This is a genomic window from Streptomyces sp. MBT53, from assembly GCF_016654115.1.
Taxonomy (GTDB): domain Bacteria; phylum Actinomycetota; class Actinomycetes; order Streptomycetales; family Streptomycetaceae; genus Streptomyces.
On sequence record NZ_JAEQAZ010000312.1, the window covers coordinates 1 to 7,352 of the forward strand.

A 7,352-nucleotide genomic window follows, 5' to 3' on the forward strand; every position below is an offset into this window, starting at 1 on the left:
GGCGGCGGGGGCGAGAAAAAGCCGGGTCAGCCCCGCAGCTCCGCCGCCACCAGTTCCGCGATCTGTACCGCGTTCAGCGCGGCGCCCTTGCGGAGGTTGTCGTTGGAGATGAACAGCGCGAGGCCGTGGTCGACCGTCTCGTCGGGGCGGATGCGGCCGACGTAGGACGGGTCCTGGCCGGCGGCCTGGAGGGGGGTCGGGATGTCGGAGAGGGCGACACCCGGGGCGCCGGCGAGGAGTTCCGTCGCGCGCTCGACCGAGATCGGGCGGGCGAAACGGGCGTTGACCTGGAGGGAGTGGCCGGAGAAGACCGGGACCCGGACACAGGTGCCGGAGACCTTCAGTTCCGGGATCTCCAGGATCTTGCGGGACTCGTTGCGGAGCTTCTGCTCCTCGTCGGTCTCGTTCAGCCCGTCGTCGACGATCGAGCCCGCGAGCGGCAGCACGTTGAACGCGATGGGCCGCTTGTAGACCTGCGGTTCGGGGAAGTCGACCGCGCTGCCGTCGTGCGCGAGCTTGTCCGCGTCGGCGACGACCTTCAGCGCCTGCCCGTGCAGTTCGGCCACACCGGCCACACCGGAACCGGACACCGCCTGGTACGTGGCGACGACCAGCGCCTCGAGCCCCGCCTCCGCATGCAGCGGCTTCAGGACCGGCATCGCGGCCATCGTCGTGCAGTTCGGGTTGGCGATGATGCCCTTGGGGCGGTCGACGATCGCGTGCGGGTTGACCTCCGAGACGACCAGCGGGACCTGCGGGTCCTTGCGCCAGGCCGAGGAGTTGTCGATGACGACCGCGCCCTGCGAGGCGACCTTCTCGGCCAGCGCCTTCGAGGTCGCGCCGCCCGCCGAGAACAGCACGATGTCGAGGCCGGAGTAGTCGGCGGTGGCCGCGTCCTCCACCGTCACACCGTCGAGGACCGTCCCCGCCGAACGGGCCGAGGCGAACAAGCGCAGCTCGGTCGTCGGAAAGTTCCGCTCGACGAGGATCCTGCGCATGACCGTGCCGACCTGACCGGTGGCTCCGACGATTCCGACCCTCACTGCGACTCCTTCACCTGTTCCTGTACATCTGCGGCGTTTCCATCATGCGGCCGCCCCGGGTCCACCTGTCCAATTCTTTGCCCCGCATGCCCGAGGAGTGGGACACGGCCCTTGCCAGTGTGACCTACGTCTCCGAACGTTTCCGTGCGCTGCGGCGTCGTAGAGGAAACGCGGGAAGGGGGTGGCTTGTGCTGCGCAGAATGGCCCGCCGGGTCCGGGAGGGTGACGATCCTCTGGACGCGGCTCAGGAGCGGCGGGTGCGGGCGGTACTCGCGCTCGGCGGGGTCCCGCAGGCGGATCTGCCGGACGGGGTCCAGCAGGTACGGCTGCGGTTGCTGGAGCGGGCGGCGAAGGGCGACGAGGCGCCCCGCGACGTCTCGGCGTGGGCGGCGGTCGTCGCCTCGAACTTCGCCATGGACTGGCACCGGGCCAAGCGCCGCCAGGAGCGGGTGGGGGAGCGGCTGGCCTCCCTGCGTCAGCTGGAGCACCCCTCCGGCGAGGACACGAGTGTCCTGTCCATGGCGGTGGCGCAGGGCCTGGACGAGCTGCCCGACCAGCAGCGCCAGGTCCTCGTCCTCCGCTTCTTCGCCGACCTGCCGGTGCGTTCCATAGCGCACGAGCTGGGCATCCCGGAGGGCACGGTCAAGAGCAGGCTGCACACGGCGGTCCGCGCGCTGCGCGACCGGCTGCACGAGGACGAGGTGGTGTGACGTGGCCACGCAGAACGAGGAATACGACGGCGTGGACGCGCTGATGGCCGCGATCACGGGCGAGCCGGTGCCTGAGGCGGCCCGCGCGGACGCCGCTTTCATGGCCGAGCACCGGGCCGCGACGGCCGATGTGGCGCTGCTGCGGGAGCAGTTGGGGATCATCGGCGAGGCGCTCTCCGCCCCGCCGCCGCGACCGGAACCCGAACGCGTGAGTACGCTGCGGCGTCCCGCCCGGCGGCGCCGTCCCGTGCTGCGCGTCCTCGCCTACGGCACGCTCGCGCTGGCGGTGGTGGCGGGGATGGTCACCGGGCTCTCCTGGCTGGTCGCGCACAACGGCGGCATGAACTCCGCGTCGAGCAGCAACGCGGACTCGAAGGCGGCGGGCGGCGCCGACGAGGGCTCCAAGGCCCCGGGGCCGCTGTCCGACCCGGAGCTGTACGTGGCCTGCTCCAGCCTCCTCGTCGAGGGGACCGTGACGGGCGTGCAGCCGAGTTCCGACCCGCGCAAGCGGATCACGGTCGCCGTCACCCGCTCCTACCGGCCCGTGCACGGCCCGGCCGACGTCACGGTCGTGCTGCCCGCCGGGGCGAACCCGGCGCCGCGCCAGGGCCAGCATGTGCTGGTCGGAGTCCCGAAGGGCTCGGCCACGGCGAACCTCTGGGTGGTCGGCGAGGCCGTCGCCGCGGACCGCGCCACGATCGTCGACGCCCTGGAGCACGCCGGTGCGGTCACCTGCCCGGCCGGCTGACAGCGAGAAGGGCGGGCGCCCGCACGGACGCCCGCCCCGTCTGTCGTACGTCGTGCTACGACGTGACCTTCTCGATCTTCACGCTGCCCAGGCCCGCGACCGTGCCGCGTGCGTTGACCAGCTGGACCTGGCCGAAGAACTCGCGTCCCTCAGGAGCGGGGGCCAGGGCCGTGACGCTGCCGGAGACGGTCGCCGAGGCGCCCGTGGCGAGCTTCACCGGCGTCGAAGCGTCGACGGAGACCGTGCCGAGCGCCGGGGAGAAGAACACGTCCCGGTAGTCGTACGCGGTCGAGCCGGACGGCACCGAGTAGCCCGCGACCTCGACGGTGTACGTCCCGGCGGCCGGGTTGGCGATCGAGACCGCCTCCTCCGAGTCGCCGTCGGCGGACTGGCCGACGACCGTACCGGCGGCGTTCTTCACCGTCAGGTCCAGGTCCGCCGCCGTGTCCGAGACGTTGCCGATGGCGACGTCCAGGGAGGTGGCGCCGGCGGGCACGTCGACCGTGGTGGTCTGGGTGACGCCCTCGGTGATGGTGGGCCGCGCGGTCAGCGAGGAGCCGAGCGGGCCGCCCTTCAACGTGCCGTCCAGGGCCGCGTAGTTGTTGGTCACCTTCCACGAGGCGGTGGCCGGGACGCCGACCTTGGCCTCGGGCACGGTCACGGTCTCCGGGTCGAAGGCCGCGCCGAGGACGGTGGCGTCCAGCTTGTACGGGTTGTCGAGCAGCGGCGAGGTGCGGCGCGCCTCGACCTCGATCTCCCAGACACCGGGCTGCGGGTCGGCGTACGACCGCACGTCGGGCTTGCAGCCGTTGCCGTCGAGGTAGTTGTTGTAGCAGTACGGGGTGCCGGTGTCCTCGACCGGAACGCCGTACGGGTGGATCGAGATGAACCGCGTCTGGCTCTTGTCCTTCAGCCCGCCGATCGCGACCTCAAGGGCCTTGGCGCCCGCGGGGACGGTCACGAAGTACGACTGCGTGCTGTTGCGCTGCACCGAACTCGACTTGGAGAAGGTGTAGTTGACGGGGGTGGAGACCACGACCGTCGTCAGGATCTGCTTGTCGACGCCCTCGGTCCTCGGGTCGTCGACCTCAAGGATCGCGCTCTTGATGCCCGAACTCTTCGGCGCCGCCTGCACCTTGACGGTGACCGGCTGGTTCAGCGGGAGCTTGACCTCGTCCGAGCCGACGATGCGGAAGGTGCCACCGGCGTTGTTCGCGAAGCTCAGTTCGTGCCGAACGGCCTTGTCGCTGCCCGTGGTTCGGGTGATGACGACGTCGTACGTCTTCTTCGCGCCGGCCTTGAGGCCGCCCTCGCGGTCGTAGAGACCGGTGCCGAAGCCCGGGGTCTTCAGCGCGAAGTCGATCGCGGTGTCGACCGGGGCCTTGACGGTGTACTCGTGGGCGGTGGCGTCGTCCCTGATGGACTGCCACGCGTCCACGATGTCGATGAGGCCCGCGCCCTCCTCGTAGGCCTGAACGCCCTTGATGTGATGGGCCGTCGAGGTCAGCGCGGTGCGCAGCGTCGCCGGGGTGAGCGCGATGTGCTTCTGCTTGGCGGCGCTCAGCAGCAGCGCCGAGGCGCCCGCGGCCTGCGGGGAGGCCATCGAGGTGCCCTGGAGCATCGAGTAGCCGGCCGGCAGGGTGTAGCCCGCCTCGGCGACCGGGGAGCCCGGCAGCCAGGTCTGGGTGGAGTTGATCGAGGCACCGGGCGCGACGAGCGTCGGCGTGAAGCCGCCGTCCTCACGCGGGCCGCGCGAGGAGAACGGCAGCAGCTGGTACTTCTTCTCCACCTGGGAGCCGTAGTTGGCGGCCCAGGTCTCCTTGGAGATGGCCGCGCCGACCGAGATCACCTTGTCGGCCAGGCCGGGGTCGCCGATCGTGTTGGCGCCCGGGCCGGAGTTGCCGGCCGAGATCACGAGCTGCACGCCGTAGGTGTCGATGAGCCGCGTGTACAGCTCGGCGCGCGCGTTGTTGCCGTCGTTCAGGGCGGGCAGGCCGCCGATCGACATGTTGACGATGTCGACACCGCGGTTGGCGACGAGGTCGATCATGCCCTCGGTGAGCGCCACGTTGGTGCAGCCGCCGGTCCAGGTGCAGGCGCGCGAGGAGACGATCTTCGCGCCCGGGGCCGCGCCGTTCATCTTGCCGCCGAACAGGCCGTTGGCCGCGGTGATACCGGCGACGTGGGTGCCGTGCTCGGACTCGATGACGCCGATGTTGACGTAGTCCGCCTTCGCGCCGGCCGCGTTGTAGACGACGTCCTTGCGGATCTCGACGACGAACGGGACGCGCTCGACGACGTCGGTCGCCGGGTTGTCCGTCCCGAAGTAGCCGATCTGGTAGCCGTCCTTGTACGGCTTCATCGGCGTGTCGTCGGTGAAGTCGAGGTTGTCGTTCAGGTCGACGCGGACGGTGCCGGCGGCGGCGTCGTAGAGCACGCCCCAGACGTCGGTGGTGTCACCGTCCCGGTTCAGGTCGCCCTTCTCGTCGCCGCCGGTGGTGGCGGACTCGGCGAAGTAGCTGAACTTGTAGTCGCCCGCGGGCGCCTTGAAGTTCTCGGTGCCCTGACTGGCCGTGGTGATCGAGAACGCCGGGCCGGAGACGGCCGTGGTCATCCGCCGCCAGGTGGCGTCGCCGTCGTTGACCGGGTCGGTCGAGGTGACCCAGTCCACGATCTTGCGCTCGCCGGTGGTGGTCTTCTGCAGCGCCGGGTGACCGAGGTCGACACCGGAGTCCAGGATGCCGATGGTGATGCCGCGGCCGTCCGCCTTCGGGTTCTTCTTCACGAAGTCGACGGCGCCCGTCTCGAAGGACGGGTTGTACGGGTTCTCGGCGGGCGTGCTCTTGCTCGGCCCCGAGTAAGTGGCCTTCGTCGTCGCCTTGTTGGCGCTCTTGGCACTGGTCGCGGTGTCGGCGCTCGGCGTCGGGTCGTCGAGCGCGATCTCCTGGCGCAGGTCGATGCCGTGCACCGAGGACAGCTTCGCGGCGGCCGCGATCGCCGCGTCCGCCTTGGCGGTCGGGACGGTCGCGCGGACGTAGCCGAGCTTGTCGTAGGTGCGGCCCACGGTGCCGCCCTTGACCGCGTCCAGCTGGTCGGCGACCTGCTCGGTCTGGCCCGGAGCGGTCGCGATCATCATCGTGACGTTCTTGTCGCCGTCGGCCTTGGCCGTGGCGAGCAGATCGGCGTCGTCCGAACCGAGCTTGGCGGCGGCGGACTTGACGGTCCCGTCCGCGGTGGGCGCGGTGGTGGACGGTGCGTCGGCGGAGAAGGCCAGGGGTATCGGCCCGGCCGCGGAGAGCGCGGCGACGAGACCGGCGGCCACGGATATTCGGGCCACACGTCTCTTGGGGTTGAGGGTCATCGGCATCCCTTGTAGGTGAAGAATCCAGTGCCGGACGAGCGCACAGCTTTACCCAAGGAACAGTTGTTTGGGAAGTGTTGACCGAATCGATATGGATGTATGGGGAAAACCCCCTGTCCGGCAGGGGGTTCAGGACTCCTTGACGCGCGTGTAGTGGCGGGACGCCTTCGCGCGGTTGCCGCAGGCCGCCATCGAGCACCAGCGCCGGGTGCCGTTCCTCGACGTGTCGTAGAAGTGCAGGATGCACGCCTCGTGGGCGCAGCGGCGGATGCGGTCGGGGGCGGCGGCGAGCAACTCCAGGTAGTTGCGGGCGGCCAGCCAGCCGGGACCCCACCGGGGGTCGTCGAACTCGGGGATCTCGCCCGGCCCTTCGGCGGTGAGCGTGGCCCGGATCCGGCCCTGGTCGAGCACGAGGTCGAGGTTCTCCGCGCCTTGCGCGAGTGAGCCCTCCACCACCACGTGGAGCGCGTCGCGCGCGATCTTGGTGTGCGCCAGGGTGATCGGGTTCGCCTCGAACCGCTCGCCGAGCCCGGCCGAGCCGAGCCATACGGCGAGCCCGCGGGGGCCGGAGAGCAGATCCTGCACGACCCCGTCCTTCATCCACCGCGTGTTGAGCAGATCGAGGGCGAGGGGTTCGCCGATGAGCGGGCGGGGGTCGGGGGTCGTGGTCACGGAGGTGTCCCTTCTGATCTAACCGGTCAAGAGTACGTGACTGGTTGACCCTCTCGATTCTAACCGTTAATGTCACTCACAACGGTTAGATCAGAGGAGAGCCTCCATGACCCTGCACGCCGGCCACATCGGCCTGAACGTCACCGACCTCGACCGCTCGCTCGCCTTCTACCGGGACGTCCTCGGCTTCGCGGTACTCGCCGAGGGCAAGGAGGACGACGACCGCCGGTACGCGTTCCTCGGCGACGGCGGCGACCACCCCGTCCTCACCCTCTGGCAGCAGGCGCAGGGCCCGTACGGCGGCGACCGCGCCGGCCTGCACCACCTCGCCTTCACGGCCGACTCCATCGAGCAGGTCGAGCGCTACGAGACGGCACTCAAGGCCTACGGCGCCGACTTCGCGTACGAGGGCGTGGTCGCCCATCGCGAGGGCGCGGCCTCCGGCGGCATCTTCTTCCACGACCCGGACGGCACCCGCCTGGAGATCTCCGTGCCGACCGGCGCCGAACACGCCCCCGCCCCGCACACCGAGGCCCCGACCTGCGGTTTCTTCTAACCATGACCGCCATGCAGACGTACCACGCGGGCTCCCGTGCCGTGCAGGACCGGGCAGGGGTGCGGGACATCGCCGACCACGTCGGCCAGATCATCGGCCAGGGCATCAAACCCGTGGCCGCCGCCTTCCTGGAACTCCAGCCCCTCCTGATCCTGGGCGCCGCCGACCCGACGACGAACCGGGTCTGGGCCTCCCCACTCACCGGCCCACCCGGTTTCGTACGGGCGACGGGCCCCCACCAGATCTCGGTCACCGGCACCCA

General features: G+C 70.5%; 6 protein-coding genes and 1 pseudogene. 4 read left to right on the forward strand and 3 right to left on the reverse strand.

The window, feature by feature from the left end; translation table 11 throughout:
* Positions 1–26 precede the first annotated feature (26 nt).
* Complete coding sequence (locus JHN45_RS49230; RefSeq protein ID WP_200714843.1) at positions 27–1,043, reverse strand: aspartate-semialdehyde dehydrogenase; 1,017 nt, start codon at positions 1,041–1,043, stop codon at positions 27–29.
* A 188-nt stretch (positions 1,044–1,231) separates the two neighbouring features.
* On the opposite strand from JHN45_RS49230, the gene JHN45_RS49235 reads away from it, so the two are divergent.
* The gene (locus JHN45_RS49235; protein WP_200714842.1) at positions 1,232–1,753 is read left to right on the forward strand and encodes a sigma-70 family RNA polymerase sigma factor; all 522 of its coding nucleotides are present in this window, start codon (positions 1,232–1,234) and stop codon (positions 1,751–1,753) included.
* A 1-nt stretch (position 1,754) separates the two neighbouring features.
* Positions 1,755–2,501, forward strand: coding sequence for a hypothetical protein (locus tag JHN45_RS49240; protein ID WP_201056000.1), 747 nt, complete (start codon positions 1,755–1,757; stop codon positions 2,499–2,501).
* Positions 2,502–2,556: 55 nt separating this feature from the next.
* Here JHN45_RS49240 and JHN45_RS49245 read toward each other — a convergent pair whose 3' ends face one another.
* Both JHN45_RS49245 and JHN45_RS49250 read right to left on the reverse strand, forming a co-directional pair.
* Entirely contained in the window at positions 2,557–5,862 is a 3,306-nt protein-coding gene (locus tag JHN45_RS49245) for a S8 family serine peptidase (protein ID WP_201056002.1), read from the reverse strand.
* Between the two features lie 129 nt (positions 5,863–5,991).
* Positions 5,992–6,534 carry a CGNR zinc finger domain-containing protein gene (locus JHN45_RS49250; RefSeq protein ID WP_201056004.1) on the reverse strand — a complete coding sequence of 181 codons (543 nt, stop codon included), beginning with the start codon at positions 6,532–6,534 and terminating at the stop codon, positions 5,992–5,994.
* Positions 6,535–6,640: 106 nt separating this feature from the next.
* Here JHN45_RS49250 and JHN45_RS49255 point away from each other — a divergent pair, with 106 nt between their 5' ends.
* Positions 6,641–7,090, forward strand: a complete 450-nt coding sequence (locus JHN45_RS49255; protein ID WP_201056006.1) for a VOC family protein — start codon at positions 6,641–6,643, stop codon at positions 7,088–7,090.
* A gap of 11 nt (positions 7,091–7,101) precedes the next feature.
* Positions 7,102–7,352 (forward strand): annotated as a pseudogene (locus JHN45_RS49260) (pyridoxamine 5'-phosphate oxidase family protein); the annotation flags it as partial.